Genomic DNA, 18018 nt, shown 5'->3' with positions numbered 1-18018 from the left:
GCTGCGCGGTCAGCCGTGATATTCGGCGAGGTCGATACGGGTCTCCCCGTACCGGCGTGACTTCAGCGCCGAATACTTCGCGGGCCACGCGGTTTCCGGCGAACGGGCCGATCGCTCGACGACGATCAACGCGTCCGGAGCGAGCCAGCCGTTGGCTGCCAGGGCCGACAGGTCGGCCTCGACCGCGACATCGGTCACGGCATAGGGCGGGTCGGACAGCACCAGGTCATACGATTCCGCCGGTGCGCTCGCCAGTACCGAAGCGACTGTGCCCGGGCGCAATTCGGCGCCCGGCAGTCCGAGATCGGCGATATTGCCCCGGATCACCGCCGCGGCCTTGCGGTCGGATTCGACCAGCAGGGCGTGAGAGGCGCCACGCGACAACGCTTCCAGTCCGAGCGCGCCCGAACCCGCGTACAGGTCGAGCACGCGCATCCCGTCGAAATCCAGCCGGGCGCCCAGCAGATTGAACAGTGCTTCGCGCACCCGATCCGAGGTGGGCCGGGTACCGGCCGGTGGGACGCGTAACCGCCGCCCACCGGCCGAACCCGCGACAATCCTCGTCATCGCCGGCTCACTCGGCGGATGCCTCGTTCAATCGCAGCTCGACGAGCAGATCGCCACCCTCCACCTGCTGTACGGGACTGATGGCGACCCGGGCCACGACACCACCGCGCGGTGCGGTGATGGCGGCCTCCATCTTCATGGCCTCGATCGTTCCGACCGTATCGCCGGCGGCCACCGTGGCGCCCTCTCCGACGGTCAGTGTCACCACACCCGCGAACGGCGCCGCGATATGCCCGGCGTTGTTCTTGTCGGCCTTCTCCGCCACCGGGACGTCACTGGCGATGGAGCGGTCGCGCACCAGCACCGGACGCAATTGCCCGTTCAGGATGCACATCACCGTGCGCATCCCGCGCTCGTCCGGTTCGGAGATCGCCTCCAGGCCGATCAGCAGGGTGACGCCCTTCTCCAGCTCGACCCGATGCTCCTCGCCATGGCGCAGGCCGTAGAAGAACTGGTTCGCCGACAGGCCGGTGGTGTCACCGTATTTCTCCCGGTGCGCGAGGAATTCGGCCGTCGGCGCCGGGAACAGCAAGCGGTTCAGGGTTTCCCGCCGCTGCTGCGAGGTGCCCGCCAGGGCGGCCGAATCCTCCCCGGTGAGCGCGACTTCCGGCTTGGCCGGACCGCGGCCCTCGAGCGCCCGGGTACGGAACGGTTCGGGCCAGCCGCCGGCCGGAGTGCCGAGTTCCCCACGCAGGAAACCGATCACCGAATCCGGGATGTCGTAGCGAGCCGGCTCGGCGGCGAAAGCCTCCACATCGACACCGGAACCTACCAGCGACAGCGCCAGATCGCCGACCACCTTCGACGACGGTGTCACCTTCACCAGCCGGCCCAGGAGCCGGTCGGCGGCAGCGTATTTCGCCTCGACCTCCTCGAACCGGTCACCCAGGCCGAGCGCGATGGCCTGCTGGCGCAGATTCGACAGCTGGCCACCCGGAATCTCGTGGTGGTAGACCCGGCCGGTCGGGCCCGGCAGTCCGGATTCGAACGGCGCGTACACCTTTCGCAGCGCCTCCCAGTACGGCTCCAGATCGCATACCGCGTCCAGATTCAACCCGGTGTCGTGGGGCGAATGCGCCGCCGCGGCCACGATCGCCGACAGGGCGGGCTGGCTGGTCGTGCCCGCCATCGGCGCGCTCGCACCGTCGACCGCGTCCGCACCGGCCTGCCATGCCGCGAGATAGGTCGCGAGCTGACCGCCCGGAGTGTCGTGGGTGTGCACGTGCACCGGCAGATCGAAGTTGCTGCGCAGGGCCGTGACCAGAGTGTGGGCGGCGGGTGCGCGCAGCAGCCCGGCCATGTCCTTGATCCCGATGACATGGGCGCCGGCCTCGACGATCTGCTCGGCCAGTTTCAGGTAGTAGTCGAGGGTGTAGAGGTTCTCGTCCGGATTCGCCAGGTCCCCGGTGTAGCTCATCGCCACTTCGGCGATGGCGGTACCGGTCTCGCGCACCGCGTCGATCGCCGGCCGCATCTGGTCGACGTTGTTGAGCGCGTCGAAGATCCGGAAGATGTCGATACCGGTATCGGTCGCCTCCTGGACGAACGCCCGTGTCACCTGTTCCGGATACGGCGTGTAGCCGACGGTGTTGCGGCCGCGCAGCAGCATCTGCAGACAGATGTTCGGGATCGCCTCCCGCAGGGCGGCCAGCCGCTCCCACGGATCCTCGTACAGGAACCGCAATGCCACGTCGTAGGTGGCGCCACCCCAGCACTCCACCGACAGCAACTCCGGCGTCATCCGCGCCACGTGGCCGGCCACCTGCAGCAGCCCACGCGTGCGCACGCGGGTGGCCAGCAGCGACTGGTGCGCGTCACGGAAGGTGGTGTCGGTGACGCCGACCGCGTCGCGCTCGCGCATCCACCGGGCGAAACCCTCCGGCCCCAGGGTCAGCAGCCGCTGCCGGGTGCCGTCCGGCGGCGGGGCGCTCAGATCGATGGCGGGCAGCTTGTCGTGCGGGTACACCGCCGTCGGCCGCTCTCCGTGCGGCTTGTTGACCGTCACGTCCGCCAGATAGCGCAGGATGCGGGTACCGCGGTCGGCCGAACCGCGCTGGGTCAGCAGTTCGGGTCGCTCGTCGATGAACGAGGTGGTGATGCGTCCAGCCCGGAAGTCCGGATCGTCGAGCACGGCCTGCAGGAACGGAATGTTGGTGGCCACGCCGCGAATGCGGAACTCCGCCACCGCCCGGCGGGCACGCGCCACCGCCTGGCCGAAATCACGGCCGCGGCAGGTGAGCTTCACCAGCATGGAATCGAAGTGGGCGCCCACCTCGGCGCCGAGGTTCGCACCGCCGTCGAGCCGGATGCCACCGCCGCCCGGGCTGCGGTAGGCGGTGATGCGGCCGGTGTCGGGGCGGAATCCGTTGGCGGGGTCCTCGGTGGTGATCCGGCACTGCAGCGCAGCACCGTGAATCGAGATGCCGTCCTGGCTCAGGCCCAGATCCGTCAGGGTCTCCCCGGCGGCGATGCGCAACTGCGACTGCACCAGGTCGACATCGGTGATCTCCTCGGTCACCGTGTGCTCGACCTGGATGCGCGGATTCATCTCGATGAACACGTGATGTCCGCGCTCGTCGAGCAGGAACTCCACGGTGCCCGCGCAGGAGTAGCCGATCTGCCGGGCGAAGGCGACCGCGTCCGCGCATATGCGTTCGCGCAGTGCGGGATCCAGGTTCGGCGCGGGCGCGAGCTCGATCACCTTCTGGTGACGGCGCTGCAGCGAACAGTCGCGCTCGAACAGATGCATGACGTTGCCGTGCTGATCAGCGAGGATCTGCACCTCGATATGGCGCGGATTGATCACCGCCTGCTCGAGGAAGACCGTCGCGTCGCCGAAGGCCGATTCGGCCTCGCGCATCGCGGCCTCGATGGATTCGCGCAACTGGACCCGGTCCGCGACCCGGCGCATACCGCGACCGCCGCCACCGGCGACCGCCTTGACGAAGACCGGGAAATCCATCGACTCCGAGGCCGCCAGCAACTCCTCCACATTCGCCGAGGGTGCGCTGGAGTTGAGCACCGGCAGCCCGGCGGCCTTGGCCGCCGCGATCGCCCGCGCCTTGTTACCGGTCAGTTCGAGCACTTCCGCCGACGGCCCGATGAAGGTGATGCCCTCGGCGGCGCACGCTGCGGCCAGATCCGGATTCTCCGACAGGAATCCGTAACCCGGGTAGACGGCGTCGGCACCGGCCGACTTCGCCGCGTTCACGATTTCCGGGATCGACAGGTAAGCCCGTACCGGGTGACCGGGGACCCCGATCTGGTACGACTCGTCGGCCTTCAGGCGATGTACCGAGTTGCGGTCCTCGTAAGGAAAAACCGCCACGGTCCCGATGCCGAGTTCGTAGGCGGCACGGAAGGCGCGAATGGCGATTTCCCCGCGGTTGGCGACCAGCACTTTGGAGAACATTCGATAAAGGTACCTGGCCCCTGAGCGGCTCCGGACAGCGAATACGGCATCGGGTCGATCCTCACAAACCGAACCGGGGAGGCGGCGAACTCCTGGTGTTCCAGCGGAAACAATCGGTCATTCGACCGGTTCCGCGACGGCCGCCTTACCACTCGTCGACCGCGGTGGATTACTGTTGACGGCGCAGCTGGTTCGCTGCCGTCGACGAGTTGGAGCCCCGAGCGTCGCGCGCAGCGTCGAAACCGGTCCTCGCGGACCGGTGAGAGGGAACCCGGTGAGAATCCGGGACTGTCCCGCAGCGGTGAACAGGAACGACCGCCGTCATGAGCACTGGATTCTTCCGGGAAGCGACGGCCAGTAGGTGCAATCCGGGGCCCCTCTCCGGACCGGTCCCTCGACCGATGCCTGTGAGTCCGAAGACCTGCCGGTTGTGCCGGATACGCCGTATCCGGCGGTCACCGCCTCGTGGATCGGGCGGACGGACCCGGAAGGCCGGACCTCGGTTCGGCTCGGTGTGTGGGCTCCGTCCGTCCTTGCGGCGGTGTCCCGTGACTTCCAGTACTGGAGAACACCGTGACCGTCACAGACAACGAACACTTCACCGCAACAGTTCTGGGCTTGCCGCGCATCGGGCCGCGGCGCGAGCTCAAACGCGCTGTCGAAAGCTATTGGGCCGGCCGCATCGACGCCGCCGAACTCGCCGAGGCCGGCCGCACGCTGCGGGCGCAGGGCCTCGTCGGCGCCCAGGACGCCGGACTCGATTCCGTGCCGGTGGGCACCTTCTCCCACTACGACCAGATCCTCGATACCGCGGTCCTGCTGGGTGCGCTGCCCCCGCGGGTCGCGGGCATCGCCGATCCGATCGATCGCTACTTCGCCGCCGCCCGCGGCGCCGACGGGATCGAACCGCTGGAGATGACCAAATGGTTCGACACCAACTACCACTACCTGGTTCCCGAGATCGGGCCGGACACCCGGTTCGCACTCGATCCGTCGAAACTGCTCGCCGAACTGGCCGAGGCCCGCGAACTGGGCGTGACCGCGCGGCCGGTGGTGGTCGGCCCGCTGACCTTCCTGGCGCTGTCCAAGGGTGTCGACGGGGTCGCGCCATCGGATCGGCTGGGTGAGCTGATTCCGCTCTACCGCGATCTGCTGGGACAACTGGCCGAGGCCGGCGCCACCTGGGTGCAGATCGACGAGCCGGCCGTGGTGCGCGATCTGACCGAGGCCGAGGTGGAGACGGTGCGCACCACCTATACCGAGCTCGCCGCGGGCGCCGATCGCCCGAAGATCCTGGTGGCCACCTACTTCGGCTCGCCCGGCCCGGCGCTGGGCGCGCTGGCGGCCACCGATGTCGAGGGCGTATCGCTCGACTTCCGTTCCGGCGCCACGGTTTCCGAGGTCGCGGCACTGCCGGCCCTGGCGGACAAACTCGTCGTCGCCGGGGTCGTGGACGGCCGCAACATCTGGCGTACCGATCTGGAGGCGGCGCTGAGCGAGCTGGGCACCCTGCTCGGTTCGGTCGGCACGCTGGCGGTGTCGACATCGAGTTCGCTGCTGCACGTGCCGTATTCGCTGGCCGCCGAACCGGATCTGGATCCGGTCCTGCGATCGTGGCTGGCCTTCGGCGCCGAGAAGCTCGCCGAGGTGCGGGTACTGGCCCGGGCGATCGGCGACGGCACCGAATCCGTGGCCGCGGAGCTCGCCGCGGCGCGCACCGCGATCAAGAGCAGGCGCTCGGATCCGCGCCTGCGTATCGAGGCCGTCCGTACCCGCCTGGCCGGGCTCGACGACGGGCACACCGGGCGGGCGCCGGCGGATCGGCGCCGCGAACTGCAACGCGAACATCTGCGCCTGCCGCTGCTGCCGACCACCACCATCGGTTCCTATCCGCAGACCACCGCGATCCGCACCGCCCGGGCCGCGCTGCGCGCCGGGGAGATCACCGACACGCAGTATCGGGACCGGATGCGCGCCGAGATCGCCGATGTCATCGCGCTGCAGGAGGGTCTGGGTCTCGACGTGCTGGTGCACGGTGAGCCCGAGCGCAACGACATGGTGCAGTACTTCGCCGAACAGCTCGACGGTTTCGCCGCGACACACAACGGGTGGGTCCAGTCCTACGGCACCCGCTGCGTGCGGCCGCCGATCCTGTACGGCGACGTGGTGCGGACCGCGCCGATGACCGTCGACTGGATCACCTACGCCCAGTCACTGACCGCGAAGCCGGTCAAGGGCATGCTGACGGGCCCGGTCACCATCCTGGCGTGGTCGTTCGTGCGCGACGACCAGCCGCTGGCCGACACCGCGCGGCAGGTGGCGCTGGCCATCCGCGACGAGACCGTCGATCTCGAGTCGGCCGGCATCCGTGTCGTCCAGGTCGATGAGCCCGCGCTGCGCGAGTTGCTGCCGTTGCGGCGCGCCGACCAGCAGCGTTACCTCGACTGGGCGGTGGGCGCCTTCCGGCTGGCGACCAGCGGGGTGCGCGACGACACCCAGATCCACACCCATCTGTGCTACTCCGAATTCGGCGAGATCATCGGCGCGATCGCCGCGCTGGACGCCGACGTCACATCCGTGGAGGCGGCGCGCTCGCATATGGAGATCCTCGACGACCTCAATGCCGTGGGCTATGCCCTGGGTATCGGGCCGGGTGTCTACGACATCCATTCGCCGCGGGTTCCGAGCGTCGGGGAGATCGAGACCTCATTGCGCGAGGCGATGAAAGCCGTTCCCGCCGAACGGCTGTGGGTCAACCCGGACTGCGGGCTCAAGACCCGGGGCCCCGCCGAGGTGGAGGCGTCACTGCGCAACATGGTGAAGGCGGCCCAGCTGGTCCGCTGAGCATCGACCGGTCGGCGGCCCGCGGGTCGCCGACCGGCTGCCGGCTTCGAATCAGCAGCGCCGCCGGGCCCGTATGCCAGCTGATAGCGCGGACGATATCCGGCGGTACCCTCAGGGCCGGAACCGGCATTCCGGACATGCCATACTTCGCACGCTACGCAGTCGACCCGGTGGTCAAAACACCTTGCAACAGCCGATCTTTCTGTGCCACTACCACCGAAATTGCAATGATTGCGAAGGTTGGTGGGTACCATCTGCGGCGTGCGCAAGATGTATGCGGGTGCCCGGTTACGGCGGTTGCGCGAAGAACGACGGATGACACAGGCCGCCCTGGCGAAGTCGTTGGAGCTTTCTGCCAGCTATCTCAATCAGCTCGAACGCGACCAGCGCCCCCTGACGATTCCCGTTCTGCTCAAACTGAATTCGACCTTCGATCTGGACGTCCAGTTCTTCGCCGCCGATTCCGACGCCCGGCTGGTCTCGGATCTGCACGAGGTGCTGGTGGAGGCGGCCGGCGGGACGGCGCCACCCGCCGCGGAAGTCGAGGATCTCGCCACCCGTCTGCCAGAGGTCGCCAAGACCATCGTCGCCATGCATCGGCGGCTGCGCGCCACCACCGACCAACTCGATCTGCTGTCGTCGAAGGTCGCCACACCGGCCGGGGCACCCGGTGTGCCGATGCCCTACGAGGACGTCCGCGACTTCTTCTACGACCACCACAATCACATTCCACAACTGGATCTGGCCGCCGAGCGACTGTTCGAGGAGTGCGGGCTGGCCATCGGCTCGGTCGATCGTCAATTGGCGCGCGTCGCCGAGGAACGGGCTGGAGTGACCGTGCTCGTGCGCGGCGACGGCGCCGATCCGGCTATTCCGAAACGCCGATACGACCCCGAGACCCGCACGCTCACCCTCGCTCGCCGCCTGCGCCCGGGCCAGCGAGCCTTCCAGATCGCCACCACGCTCGCATTTCTCCTGCACGGTGAACTGCTCGACGAGGTGCTCGCCGCCACCCCCTCGCTGGTCGGCGAATCGCGCGCGCTCGCCCGGGTCGGATTGGCCAACTATTTCGCGGGCGCCGTCGTGCTGCCCTACGGAAAGTTCCTGCGCTCGGCCGAGGAACTGTCCTACGACATCGACCTGTTGTCCCTGCGGTTCGAGGTCGGATTCGAGACGGTCTGCCATCGGCTCAGCACCCTGCAGCGGCAGGGGCAACGCGGGGTGCCGTTCTTCTTCGTCCGTACCGACCGCGCGGGCAACATCTCCAAACGCCAGTCCGCCACCGCATTCCATTTCTCCCGGGTGGGCGGCAGCTGTCCGCTCTGGGTGGTGCACGAGGCGTTCTCCCATCCCGGTCGCATCCTCACCCAGGTCGCCGCGATGCCGGACGGCCGGCGCTATCTGTGGATCGCCCGCACCACCCATCCGGGGCAGCACGGATTCGGCACGGCCCCCAAGGAATTCGCGGTCGGCCTCGGTTGCGATATCGAATACGCCGACCGGCTGGTGTACTCCCAGGGCCTGCAGCTCGACGAGCCCGCGGCCGCGGTGCCGATCGGGGCGGGATGCAAGGTGTGCGAACGCCCCGCCTGCCCGCAACGGGCCTTCCCGCAGATCGGCCGGCCGCTGGCGGTCACCGAGAACACCAGCGTCGATCTGCCGTATCCGCCCTCGACCCGGTAGCCGCTCAGGACTTGGCCAGATACTCCAGCCGCTCGGAGTCGACCGCGGCGCGCATCATGCTCGCCAGTCCCGGATGGTCGGTCAGTCCCGGATCGGCGTCGACCACCTCACGTGCCAGATGCTGTGCGGCGGTGATGACCTCGAGATCGTCGAGCAGCGAAAGCAGCTTCAGGCTGCGGGCGGTACCCGACTGCGCCGAGCCGAGCACATCGCCCTCCCGGCGCTGGCGCAGATCCAGCACCGACAGTTCGAAACCGTCCAGCGTCGCGGCCACCGATTCCAGCCGGGCCATGGCGGTCCCCATCGGTGAGGTCTCGGTGATCAGCAGGCACAGGCCCGGATGTTTGCCGCGCCCCACTCGCCCGCGCAGCTGATGCAGCTGACTGACACCGAACCGGTCGGCGTCCACGATCACCATGATTGTCGCATTCGGCACATCGACACCGACCTCGACGACGGTGGTGCACACCAGGACGTCGATATCGCCATCGTTGAACGAGCGCATCACCCGATCCTTGTCCTCGGTCGGCAGGCGACCGTGCAGGAGTCCGAGGCGCAGCTCGGCCAGCGCGCCGGTACGCAGCGTGTCGAACACGTCGACCGCGGCGTGGGTGGTCGGCCCCTCGCCCGCCTCGGCGTCGGCGGTGCGCTTGCGACCCTTGGCCTTCGGCTTCCCGGTCTCGTCCTCCTCGTCGCCGATCCGGGAGCACACCACATACGCCTGCCGTCCCTCGGCGACCTCCTCGCGGATCCGTTCCCAGGCCCGGTCGACCCAGGCCGGCTTCATCCGGGCGGGCACCACCCGGGTGGTGATGGGTGAACGGCCGCGCGGCAGCTCGGTGAGGGTGGAGGTTTCCAGATCCCCCAGGGTGGTCATCGCGATGGTGCGGGGAATGGGTGTCGCGGTCATCACCAGCAGGTGAGGGGTGATGCCCTGCTTCGCCTTGGCTCGCAACGCGTCTCGCTGCTCCACTCCGAAGCGGTGCTGTTCGTCGACGATCACCATGCCGAGGTCGAAGAATTCCACGGCATCCTGGATCAGGGCATGGGTGCCGATGACGATGCCCGCCGTTCCGGTCACCACATCCAGCAGTGCGGCCTTCTTCGCACCGGCCGACATCGAACCGGTCAGCAGCACCACCTTCGTGGCCTGCTCCGCGGCGCCCAGTTCACCCGCCTCACCCAGATCGCCGAGCATGCCGCGCAACGACCGGTAGTGCTGGGCGGCAAGGACTTCCGTCGGCGCGAGCAGCGCGCACTGCAGTCCGGAATCGACCACCTGCAACATCGCGTGCAGGGCCACGATGGTCTTACCGGAGCCCACCTCACCCTGCAGCAGCCGGTGCATCGGATGCGGACGCGACAGATCCGCGGAGATCTCGGCGATGACCTTGTGCTGGCCGGTGGTCAACTCGAACGGCAACCGGTGCTCGAATTCGGCCGCGATACCGTCCGTACGCGGCTCGCAGGGCCGCGCGACGCGCCCCGCCGCATCGTGGCGACGCTGTGCCAGCACCAGTTGCAGCGCCAGTGCCTCGTCGAAACGCAGCCGCTGCCTGGCCTGTTCGATATCCGATTTGTGCTCGGGGAGATGGATCAACCGCAACGCGTCGGAGACTCCGAGCAGCTCGTGTTCGGCACGCAGCGGCTCCGGCAGCGGATCGTCGATGGGGTCCAGCTGATCGAGCACCTGGCGCACACAGGCCAGCACATCCCAGCTCTGCACCTTCGCGGTCGCCGGATAGACGGGGATGTACTCCCGCTCGAAGAACGAGATATCCACTCCCCCCGCGCCTTTGGCACTCTCGGCCAGACCGCGCAGGGCACCGCCACCGCGGACCGAGGTGAGGTTGTCCACCGATTCGGCGGTCTCGGGCAGGATCAGATAGGACGGATGCGACAGGTTCCACCGATCGGGGCGCCACCAGTGCACCGTGCCCGACATCATCGCCCGGACACCTTGTTTGACAAGGTAATTGACCTTGTCGCCGTTGAAGAAGGTGATGTCGACCGGCTTCGCCGAGCCGGTGTCGAGATCGACCTTGAGCAGTTTGCCGCGGCGCTGGCGCATCGGCCGCAGTTCGGTCTTGCTCACCCGGCCCACGACGGTGATGTGGGCGCCCTCCTCCGGCGCCTCCTCGGTCAGCGGCTGCCCCTGGGTCGCGTACCGCAGCGGATAGTGCCGCAGCAGATCTTCGACGGTGTGCATATCGAAGGCGTCGGCCAGCGGTTCGGCCGCCTTCACACCCAGCACGTGGTCGAGCCGGTCGGCCAGCGTCGCCATCTATTCCACCCCGATCTGAACCAGGTCCACGGCTTGTCCGCCGTTGTAGGTGACGACTTCGACGCCCGGGAATTCCGCGGTGATATGCGCGATGAGATCGTCGGCGAGCCCGGCCGGAGCCCGATCACCCAGCAGCAGGGTCACCAGCTCACCGCCGAGGCCGAGCATCCGATCGAGCAGCGTGCGCGCGGCCCGGCGCAGATCCGGATCGATCACCACCACGTCGTGCCCGACCAGGCCGAGCCCGTCGCCCTGTTCGCAGGTGCCGACGATGGTGAGGGCACGTTCGGCGGCGACCCGGACCGCACCCCAGCGGGTACTCGCGGCCGACTGCGACATCGTCAAGGCGTCGTCGACGGCCAGGCTGCCGCTGTCGTGCAGGGCCAGTGCCGCCAATCCCTGCACCATCGACAGGCTCGGCAGCATGAGAACCTCACGCCACCCGGCGCGGGCGGCGACACCGATGGCGACCAGATCCGGTGCCGGCAGCGCGCCGTTGGGCAGCACCAGCACCTCGCGCTCGGGCATCGCCCGGATGGCGTCGAGCAGCCGGTCGGCGGTGACCTCGCCGGTGAGGACCACCGCGCCCGCGTCCTCGAACAGCCGCACCGCGCCCGCGCCACTCGCGATGGCGAGGATGCCGCGATCGGCCGGGCCGGATTCGGCGGCCGCGTCGACGACCAATCCCTCGATGCGGATGGCGCGCACGGTCCCCGCCGCCAGCCCGGCCTCGACCGCGGCGCCCGCGTCCGCGCAGTGCACATGTGCCGACCAGGTGCTGTCACCGTCGCCGACCACGACCACCGAATCGCCGATCGCGTCCAGGGCGGCGCGCAGGGCGTCGATACGCCCGGTATCGGTCTCGCCGATCAGGTACATCACCTCGTACTGTGCCCGGATCGGGCGCGCGGACGCGCCCGCCTGCTCATCCGCGGCGACGTCCGCGCAGGCGGGCCGGCCGGTGGTGGCGGACTCCGCCGCGGCGGCGGACGCACCGGGCGCCGGCTGCCGCGGGTCGGTCCGGCCGTAGGCGGGGCGCGCCGGCATGCGCCCGGCGCACATCTGCACCAGGGTGTCCAGCAGCACGAGCAGTCCGCGCGCACCGGCGTCGACCACACCCGCGGCGCGCAGCACACCGAGTTGCGACGGCGTCTCGCCGAGGGCTTTGGCCGCGCCGTCCGCGGCGGCGACGGCCACCGCGGCGACCGTCTCCTCCGGACAGTCCGCGGCCCGATCGGCCGCGGCCTCCAGGACCGTGAGCATGGTGCCGTCCACCGGCTCGCTCAGTGATTCGCGGACCAGTCGCGCCGCACGCCGCAGGGCCTCGCGCAGGGTGCGCGCGCTCAGCGGCGCATCCCCGGCCGCCTCGGCGAACCCGCGTAGTACTTGGGACAGGATGATGCCCGAATTTCCGCAGGCGCCCGCGGTGGCCGCCCGCGCCATCGACCCGAGCAGCGCCGCCACCCCGGAGCCGTCGCCCGCCGCGTCCTCGTCGGGCGGCTCCGCGGCACGCATCGCCGCTCGCATGGTGATCAGCAGATTCGTGCCGGTATCGGAATCGGCCACCGGGAAGACGTTGAGCGCGTTGATCTCATCGCGGTGCTCCGACAGCCGATCGACACATGAATACCCCCATTGCCGAAGCGCCGCCGCATCGAGCGTCTCCCGGACCCCGAGCACCGTCACCATCCTTCCGCCACCGAGATCAGACCGTCGAACCGCGTCAGCCAGGGTAGTCGTCCGCACCGACAGCACGGACACGCGAATATGCTCGTCCGGTGCCGGCCGGGGTGCGATTGGACATCGAATACGGCCGCCCGCTACTCTTGCAGGGTTGCCCCACGCGACCATCGCTCGGACGCGTTGACCGGCCGGTAGAGCTGGTAGGCATTGAGATAAGGTTTCCGGACAGGCTGTCTCCCCGACAGCGGTCCCCACATGACATGAAGGAGCTCGCGACTATGGCTGCCGTCTGCGACGTCTGCGCCAAGGGCCCCGGCTTCGGTAAGTCGGTTTCGCACTCGCACCGGCGCACCAACCGTCGCTGGAATCCGAACATCCAGACCGTGCGCGCGCAGGTTGCCCCCGGCAACACCCGCCGCATGAACGTCTGCACCTCCTGCCTGAAGGCAGGAAAGGTTGTTCGCGGCTGAGCTGCGCAAACATAGACGATGCCCCGGCCCACCCACAGGGTGGCCGGGGCTTTGTCATATCCGGGGTCCTCTGCGGGGAGGTCGTATGTCCGGACCGACCCGCGATCCGCGAGGTGTCCCGATGACCGGTTCCGAGTGGACTGTGCGCGGCGCCACCGTCGACTACGCCCGCGATCTGGCGGTATGTCATATCGAATCGTGGCGGGAGGCCCATCGGGGCCTGGTCCCCGATCACCTGCTGGACGCCTTCGACACCGATCGCCGGACACGGCAATGGGTCCGGATCATCACCGAGAGCCGGCCGCCGGCCGATCCGAAGGCCGCTGATCCAGCGGAGCACATCATCGCGCTGGCCGTCGACGACACTCGTCCCCCCGGCGACCGGGTCCTCGGATTCGCCCATACCGGGCCGCCGCGCGATACGCCCCGCGTCGCGGACCGGGAATTGTTCGCACTGTACGTCCGCGCCGCCCGGTACGGGACCGGCCTCGCCCAGGAATTGATGCGCGCGATTCTCCTCCCCGACACCGACACCGTGTTATGGGTGTTCGAGGAGAATCCACGCGCCCGGAGTTTCTATCGGAAGTTCGGATTCGCGGCAGACGGTGCCCGCAGAATCGAACCGTTCTCGGCGGCGAGCGAGATCCGGATGATCGCCCGCCGCGGGACTACTGGGCGCCGTCGAGGCAGTCCAGCCCACCCTGTGCGCTGATGCTCTGGAAGACGCACAGACCGCGCGCACTCACATTGGACGACAGCGATGCCGACCCCGTCTGCGGATCCCACAGCGCGAGGACCGGTCCCGCCTGCTGGGTAGCGGCCTGCTCCTGCGGGGAAGCGGGTTCCAACGGCAATCCGGCGGCCTGAGCCACCGCCGGGGCGCCCAGTACGGCCGCGCCCGCGGCAACGGCGACGACCGCGCCGCGCACGGAAGTGATCTGCATTCGTATGCTCCTGTTTCGCTCGAACTATGACGCCCCGGTCAGGGCAAGCGCCAGTCGACCGGGGCGGCCCCCAATGTACCGAGCAATTCATTGGTTCGGGAGAACGGCCTCGAACCGAAGAACCCGCGCGAGGCCGACAGCGGTGAGGGATGGGCGGATTCGATACTCGGCACCGCACCCAGCATCGGCTTCAGTGTGGCCGCGTCGCGGCCCCACAGAATCGCCACCAGCGGCTGCTCCCGGGCCACCAGGGCACGAATCGCCTGCTCCGTCACCGCTTCCCAGCCCTTGCCGCGATGGGAGGCGGGCTGGCCGGGAGAGACGGTCAGAACCCGGTTGAGCATCAGCACACCCTGGTCCGACCAGGGGGACAGATCACCGCACGACGGTGTCGGATGTCCGAGATCACGCGAGTATTCGGAGAAGATGTTTGCCAGGCTGCGCGGCACCGGCGAAACATCCGGGGCCACCGAGAAACTCAGCCCCATCGCATGTCCCGGAGTGGGATACGGATCCTGTCCGACGATCAGTACCCGCACCTTGTCGAAGGGGCGGGAGAAGGCCCGTAAGACGTTCTCTCCCTTGGGAAGATACCCGCGTCCCGCGGCATTCTCCGCCCGCAGGAACTCCCCCATCTCGGCGATCCGGTCGGCCACCGGCTCCAACGCCTCGGCCCAGCCCGTATCGATGATCTCCGGCAGTGGTTTCGCGCCCATGTCGGGAAAAGATAGTCGCCACCGATCCGCGTCGTGACGCCGCCCACCCGGGGCTGCGCCGCGGTGGCGCGGCACTACTCGCCAGCTCCGAACGACTCCCAGCCCAGCGGACCGTGCCAAGCGCACCCGTCGACGAGAACGCCGGCACCGGAGCGCACCCGGCCGATCCGGCGCCACCCGGGTGGTAGCGGCGCGCCCGCACGGAACGTGGCGGCGAAGGCGTGATCTTCGCCCCCGGCCAGCACCCAGGTCAGCGGGTCGGCGCCGAGGGCGTCGGCGGCCGAGCGCAGTGCGGGCTCGGACACCGTGCCGGTATCGATATCGATGGCGACGCCGGAGGATTCGGCGATATGCCCCAGGTCGGCGAGTAATCCGTCCGATACATCGGTCATCGCGGTGATCGCGGCCGTGGCCGGAAGCTCCAGGACGCTGGCATACGGTGGTTGTGGAACCCGATGCGCGGCAACGAGATCGGCGAACCTCTCGCGATCGGCGCCGGCCGCCAGCACCGCCAGTCCCGCGGCGGACCAGCCCAGCCGTCCGGCGACGGCGACGGTATCGTCCACGCCGGCGCCCGAGCGCAGCACCGGATGCGCTCCCGGATCACCGAACGCGGTCACCGACAGCACCAGCAGCGGACTGCGCACCACATCACCGCCCGCGATCGAGGCGCCCGCCCGCTGTGCCTCCGTCCACATCCCCTCGACCAGGCCGTCGACGAGATCGACCGGGGTCTCGCCCGGACATCCCAGCGACACCACGAACCCGGTCGGCGTCGCACCCATCGCCACCACGTCGGCGGCGTTCTGCGCGATCGCCTTGGCGCCGATATCGCGCGGCGCCGACCACTCGAGCCGGAAATGGCGATCCTGGATCAGCATGTCGGTGCTGACGACGTACCGGCCCGCCGGGGCGGCGAGCACCGCGGCGTCGTCGCCGGGGCCCAGCAGGACCGCGCGACCGGGCGTGCGCCCCGCGTTCATTCGTGCGATCAACGCGAATTCGCCCAGTTCGCGCACGGTGCGCGGGGTGCTGTCGGTGATCTCGCTCTCCTTCTCCACACCCGGTCGCCGAACGCCGGGACATCGCGTTCCGACGCTACCCTCCCCCTTCGGCGCCACCGCGCACGGTTCGATACCCTCGAAATCGCCTTTTCCCCGACGACGAGCCGGTCCGGCGCGGGCCGCGACACCGGCACAAGTGGAGACGAATCCCGGATGACCAGCGATACGGATCGGCCGAATACGGATACCCCGCCGGCCGACCGACCGGACCCCGAGCAGCGCGCGCCGGACGCCGATACCCCGGCCGAGCGCACCGAGTCCACGTCGCCCACCTCCGACACCACGCCGTCGACGCATGGCGATGCCACCGACCACGACTCCGCCGCCCAGCCGGCCGATCAGGGTCCGGCACTGCATCCGGCCCTCATCGCCACCGCGGTCGCGCTCCCGATCGCGCTGATCGTCGCGGTCTTCGTGATCGCGATCATGTCGAAGGAGACCACCGGCCGGGAACCGCTGGCCCTGGGTTCGGTTCCCGCCCCCGCCGCCGGCGGCCAGGACTGCGCCGCGCTGCTGGGCGCGCTGCCCGCATCACTGGGCGACGACTACACCGAATCCGAACTCGCCCAACCGGCTCCGCCCGCCACGAAGGCCTGGCAACTGCCCGACGGCGGCGAACCGATCGTGCTGCGCTGCGGTCTGGACCGCCCCCTGGAATTCACCGCGGCCTCCGCACTACAGGTGGTCAACGGTGTGAACTGGTTCGAGGTGCGCGATCAGACCAGTGGTGTCACCTCCGGCACCTGGTACGCGGTCGACCGCGGCACCTACATCGCGGTCACCATGCCCAACAAGGCGGGCCCCTCTCCCCTGCAGGAGATTTCGGACACGATCACCAAGACGCTTCCCGCGAAGCCGCTCGACCCGGGACCGATCCCGAACTAGTCGTCGCGCGCCAGGCGCACGCGTCCGGAATCCAGGTCGATATCCGGCCTGCCCGGGGTCCCGTCGCCCGGGTTCTCGCGATGCATGAGAACCGTGCGACGTTCCTCGAATTCGTGCCGTTTACCGGCGTCGAACAGCACATCGAACTGTTCGAATCCGATGGCGGCGGCGCCCTGGCCGCCGGTCTCGCGCATCCACGGCAGCGCGGTGCGACCGGTCACCTTGCGGTAGGCGACCTCGGCGAAGGCGACCGCGATGATCAGCAGCGCCAAGCCGGGCAGGGTCATGGCGAACAACACACGTCCAGACTACGTCCGGCGCGCGTGGGCTCAGCGCAATCCGGTGCCCCGGGTCAGCGCGGTCTCGATCAGGGTCGTGATCAACGTGCGGTTGTCGACGCCCGTGGCATCCCACATGCGCGGATACATGGAGATGGAGGTGAAGCCGGGCAGCGTGTTGATCTCGTTGATCACCGGTCCGGAGTCGGTGACGAAGAAATCCACCCGGGCCAGTCCCTGGCAGTCCAGCGCCCGGAAGGCTCGCACCGACAGCTCCCGGATCTGCAGGGAGATGTCGTCGTCCAGCTTCGCGGGGATATCGAATTCACAGACGTCGTCGAGATATTTGGTGTCGAAATCGTAGAACTGCGGTGCGGGAGAGGAGGATTCACCGCCGGAGGTTTCCGCGTCGGGCATCCGGATCTCGGCGATCGCGCTGGCCTGGACCCGGCCGTCCGGGAATTCCAGGACGCCACATTCGACCTCCCGGCCGATGATGCCGGCCTCGACGATCACCTTCGGATCGTGGATACGCGCCACGGCGATCGCGGCCTCGAGATCACTCCAGTCCTCGACCTTGGTGATACCGATCGAGGATCCCCCGCGCGCCGGTTTGACGAAGACCGGCAGGCCCAGCCGATCCCGGTCGGCCTCCTCCACGGTGTCGGCGCCAGGCCGCAGGACCACCTGGGTGCCGACCGGAAGTCCTTCCGCGGCAAGCAGTTTCTTGGTGAACTCCTTGTCCATACCGGTGGCGCTGGCGAGCACTCCGGGGCCGACGTAGGGCACACCGGCCAACTCCAGCAGACCCTGCAGCGTGCCGTCCTCACCCCACGGCCCGTGCAGGACCGGGAACACCACATCGACCTCACCCAGGACCGCCTCGGCCCCGTCGAGTGCCACCAGGCTGCCCGAGCGGCTGGGATCGGCGGCCAGCGTCAGCGCCGTTCCGTTGGAATCCACTGCGGGCAGCGCGCGCTCGCGAATGGCCAGAGCGCGCGCATCCTCTCCGCCGAGCATCCAGGTGCCCTCGCGGGTGATGCCGATCGGCACCGCCTCGTAACGTTCCGGATCCAGGTTGGTCAGCACCATGCCGGCCGAGACGCACGACACCGCGTGTTCGTTGCTGCGGCCCCCGAACACGACTGCCACCCTGATCCGGTTTGTCATAGTCCGAACCGTACCCCG

The 18018-nt window shown here is 68.9% G+C and carries 14 protein-coding genes and 1 riboswitch; of the genes, 5 read left to right on the top strand and 9 right to left on the bottom strand.

The annotated features are described in order from the left end of the window. Window positions 1-9: 9 nt before the first annotated feature. Together rsmD and LKD76_RS10140 are read right to left on the bottom strand one after the other, a co-directional pair. Window positions 10-567 carry a 16S rRNA (guanine(966)-N(2))-methyltransferase RsmD gene (gene rsmD / locus LKD76_RS10145; protein WP_227980780.1) on the bottom strand — a complete coding sequence of 186 codons (558 nt, stop codon included), beginning with the start codon at window positions 565-567 and terminating at the stop codon, window positions 10-12. A 7-nt stretch (window positions 568-574) separates the two neighbouring features. Then, window positions 575-3979 (bottom strand): pyruvate carboxylase, encoded by a 3405-nt coding sequence (locus tag LKD76_RS10140; RefSeq protein WP_227980779.1) that lies wholly within the window; start codon window positions 3977-3979, stop codon window positions 575-577. Between the two features lie 226 nt (window positions 3980-4205). Then, window positions 4206-4422, top strand: a riboswitch (cobalamin riboswitch). A gap of 130 nt (window positions 4423-4552) precedes the next feature. Between LKD76_RS10140 and metE the strand changes: the two genes are divergently transcribed. Together metE and LKD76_RS10130 are read left to right on the top strand one after the other, a co-directional pair. Then, entirely contained in the window at window positions 4553-6823 is a 2271-nt protein-coding gene (gene metE / locus LKD76_RS10135; RefSeq protein ID WP_227980778.1) for a 5-methyltetrahydropteroyltriglutamate--homocysteine S-methyltransferase, read from the top strand. Window positions 6824-7093: 270 nt separating this feature from the next. Next, window positions 7094-8506, top strand: coding sequence for a short-chain fatty acyl-CoA regulator family protein (locus LKD76_RS10130; protein WP_227985180.1), 1413 nt, complete (start codon window positions 7094-7096; stop codon window positions 8504-8506). 4 nt (window positions 8507-8510) lie between these two features. Here the strand turns inward: LKD76_RS10130 and recG are convergent, their stop codons facing one another. Then, entirely contained in the window at window positions 8511-10790 is a 2280-nt protein-coding gene (recG, locus tag LKD76_RS10125) for an ATP-dependent DNA helicase RecG (RefSeq protein ID WP_227980777.1), read from the bottom strand. After that, window positions 10791-12479: a DAK2 domain-containing protein gene (locus LKD76_RS10120; protein ID WP_227980776.1), complete on the bottom strand. Its 1689-nt coding sequence runs from the start codon at window positions 12477-12479 to the stop codon at window positions 10791-10793. A 272-nt stretch (window positions 12480-12751) separates the two neighbouring features. Between LKD76_RS10120 and rpmB the strand changes: the two genes are divergently transcribed. Both rpmB and LKD76_RS10110 read left to right on the top strand, forming a co-directional pair. Beyond that, complete coding sequence (rpmB, locus tag LKD76_RS10115; RefSeq protein ID WP_011210730.1) at window positions 12752-12943, top strand: 50S ribosomal protein L28; 192 nt, start codon at window positions 12752-12754, stop codon at window positions 12941-12943. Between the two features lie 121 nt (window positions 12944-13064). After that, window positions 13065-13655 carry a GNAT family N-acetyltransferase gene (locus LKD76_RS10110; protein ID WP_227980775.1) on the top strand — a complete coding sequence of 197 codons (591 nt, stop codon included), beginning with the start codon at window positions 13065-13067 and terminating at the stop codon, window positions 13653-13655. Here the strand turns inward: LKD76_RS10110 and LKD76_RS10105 are convergent. The 3 genes from LKD76_RS10105 to LKD76_RS10095 all read right to left on the bottom strand — a co-directional run bounded on the left by LKD76_RS10105 (window position 13612) and on the right by LKD76_RS10095 (window position 15664). Then, the gene (locus LKD76_RS10105) at window positions 13612-13887 is read right to left on the bottom strand and encodes a hypothetical protein (protein ID WP_227980774.1); all 276 of its coding nucleotides are present in this window, start codon (window positions 13885-13887) and stop codon (window positions 13612-13614) included. The genes LKD76_RS10110 and LKD76_RS10105 overlap by 44 nt on opposite strands. A 38-nt stretch (window positions 13888-13925) precedes the next feature. Then, window positions 13926-14603 carry a uracil-DNA glycosylase gene (locus tag LKD76_RS10100; RefSeq protein ID WP_227980773.1) on the bottom strand — a complete coding sequence of 226 codons (678 nt, stop codon included), beginning with the start codon at window positions 14601-14603 and terminating at the stop codon, window positions 13926-13928. Window positions 14604-14677: 74 nt separating this feature from the next. Then, window positions 14678-15664, bottom strand: coding sequence for a thiamine-phosphate kinase (locus LKD76_RS10095; RefSeq protein WP_227980772.1), 987 nt, complete (start codon window positions 15662-15664; stop codon window positions 14678-14680). 156 nt (window positions 15665-15820) lie between these two features. On the opposite strand from LKD76_RS10095, the gene LKD76_RS10090 reads away from it, so the two are divergent. Then, complete coding sequence (locus LKD76_RS10090) at window positions 15821-16552, top strand: DUF3515 domain-containing protein (protein WP_227980771.1); 732 nt, start codon at window positions 15821-15823, stop codon at window positions 16550-16552. Here LKD76_RS10090 and LKD76_RS10085 read toward each other — a convergent pair. Then, window positions 16549-16851, bottom strand: a complete 303-nt coding sequence (locus LKD76_RS10085) for a DUF6191 domain-containing protein (RefSeq protein WP_227980770.1) — start codon at window positions 16849-16851, stop codon at window positions 16549-16551. The two genes, LKD76_RS10090 and LKD76_RS10085, sit on opposite strands and share 4 nt — an antisense overlap. 30 nt (window positions 16852-16881) lie before the next feature. Beyond that, window positions 16882-18000: a D-alanine--D-alanine ligase family protein gene (locus tag LKD76_RS10080; protein WP_227980769.1), complete on the bottom strand. Its 1119-nt coding sequence runs from the start codon at window positions 17998-18000 to the stop codon at window positions 16882-16884. Window positions 18001-18018: the final 18 nt, after the last annotated feature.

The sequence above is a fragment of the Nocardia spumae genome, assembly GCF_020733635.1.
Classification (GTDB): Bacteria; Actinomycetota; Actinomycetes; order Mycobacteriales; family Mycobacteriaceae; genus Nocardia; species Nocardia spumae.
The sequence above is the reverse complement of the archived record's forward strand: the minus strand, read 5'-3'. Positions and strand labels throughout refer to the sequence as shown.

Excerpts from the sequence above, each read along its gene's own strand:
- LKD76_RS10130 (WP_227985180.1), top strand. The coding sequence starts at position 7,094 with ATGTATGCGGGTGCCCGGTTACGGCGGTTGCGCGAAGAACGACGGATG.
- LKD76_RS10100 (WP_227980773.1), bottom strand. The coding sequence starts at position 14,603 with ATGGGCGCGAAACCACTGCCGGAGATCATCGATACGGGCTGGGCCGAG.
- rpmB (WP_011210730.1), top strand. The coding sequence starts at position 12,752 with ATGGCTGCCGTCTGCGACGTCTGCGCCAAGGGCCCCGGCTTCGGTAAG.
- LKD76_RS10080 (WP_227980769.1), bottom strand. The coding sequence starts at position 18,000 with ATGACAAACCGGATCAGGGTGGCAGTCGTGTTCGGGGGCCGCAGCAAC.
- recG (WP_227980777.1), bottom strand. The coding sequence starts at position 10,790 with ATGGCGACGCTGGCCGACCGGCTCGACCACGTGCTGGGTGTGAAGGCG.
- LKD76_RS10140 (WP_227980779.1), bottom strand. The coding sequence starts at position 3,979 with ATGTTCTCCAAAGTGCTGGTCGCCAACCGCGGGGAAATCGCCATTCGC.
- LKD76_RS10105 (WP_227980774.1), bottom strand. The coding sequence starts at position 13,887 with ATGCAGATCACTTCCGTGCGCGGCGCGGTCGTCGCCGTTGCCGCGGGC.
- LKD76_RS10090 (WP_227980771.1), top strand. The coding sequence starts at position 15,821 with ATGACCAGCGATACGGATCGGCCGAATACGGATACCCCGCCGGCCGAC.
- LKD76_RS10110 (WP_227980775.1), top strand. The coding sequence starts at position 13,065 with ATGACCGGTTCCGAGTGGACTGTGCGCGGCGCCACCGTCGACTACGCC.
- rsmD (WP_227980780.1), bottom strand. The coding sequence starts at position 567 with ATGACGAGGATTGTCGCGGGTTCGGCCGGTGGGCGGCGGTTACGCGTC.
- LKD76_RS10120 (WP_227980776.1), bottom strand. The coding sequence starts at position 12,479 with ATGGTGACGGTGCTCGGGGTCCGGGAGACGCTCGATGCGGCGGCGCTT.